General features: G+C 62.0%; 1 protein-coding gene. It reads right to left on the bottom strand.

Features of this window, described 5'->3' with window-relative positions; all coding sequences use genetic code 11:
• On the bottom strand, positions 1–832 hold an 832-nt coding region (locus CXR03_RS17715; RefSeq protein WP_146070556.1), incomplete at its 3' end, for a hypothetical protein.
• Between the last annotated feature and the right edge of the window lie 26 nt (positions 833–858).

Genomic DNA, 858 nt, shown 5'->3' with positions numbered 1-858 from the left:
CCAGGGCCAGCAGTCCGCCGGTGGAAATCGAGAACATGACCAGGAAGGCGAAAATGTCGAACCCGTCAGTTTCGTTGGCCTTTTTCAGGTCGCCGTTGCACCCCAGCACCGCTTTACGCAGCCCCTCGGCGTCCTCCCCCGCTTTGGCTTTGTCGTCCCAGGTGCTGGAGCAGCTGTCCCCTTCCAGGTTGGAACCGAACGAGAGCATCAGCGCCGGGGTACGGACGGCTATATCAACTATTTGCCCCGACACCGGGTTGGCGGATGCTTCGGCGCCTTCCTCGGTCCCGGACACTGCCGCCGAACCGGCTTCGGTGCCGTAGTCAGATGAGGTGCCGATCCAGGACTTGATCTGATCGGACGGGTTGGCAATGGGGCTGGAGACCAGGCCGACGAATACGGCGACGATGGCAATTTCCAGGATGGCTGCGCCCATCTTTCCGCGCAGCAGTCCCCAGGAGATTGTCAGGGCGGCGATGAAGATGCCCAGGCCGACGATTCCGGTTTGATCCATCAGCCCCTGGATCGTGTTGGCCAGCAGGATGAACGGAGACAGGATCCAGTCCACCCACCCCAGGGACAAGATGAAATTGCACAGCGCGAGGATGGCGTAAACGCTGACCGTGTAGATCATCCAGGCGAACCGCATAATCAGGCCGCGGATCTGCCGGGTGACGTAGATGCTCTGCCCGTAGTCCAGGGGCAGGGTGGTGTACTGGCCGACCGGCACGCCGTGGGCGTCCGTGATGCCGCCCAGGGGAAGCCAATAGGTGTGGAGGGAGGGGGTTTGCGCCTCCTCATCCGCGGCAATTGCCATTGTGGCGTGGGCCATCTGGCAGAGGAAACAGGTCAGGAAAA

The sequence above is a fragment of the Arthrobacter sp. 08Y14 genome (assembly GCF_002929455.1).
Classification (GTDB): domain Bacteria; phylum Actinomycetota; class Actinomycetes; order Actinomycetales; family Micrococcaceae; genus Arthrobacter_B; species Arthrobacter_B sunyaminii.
This window is presented reverse-complemented; position numbering and strand designations above follow the sequence as displayed.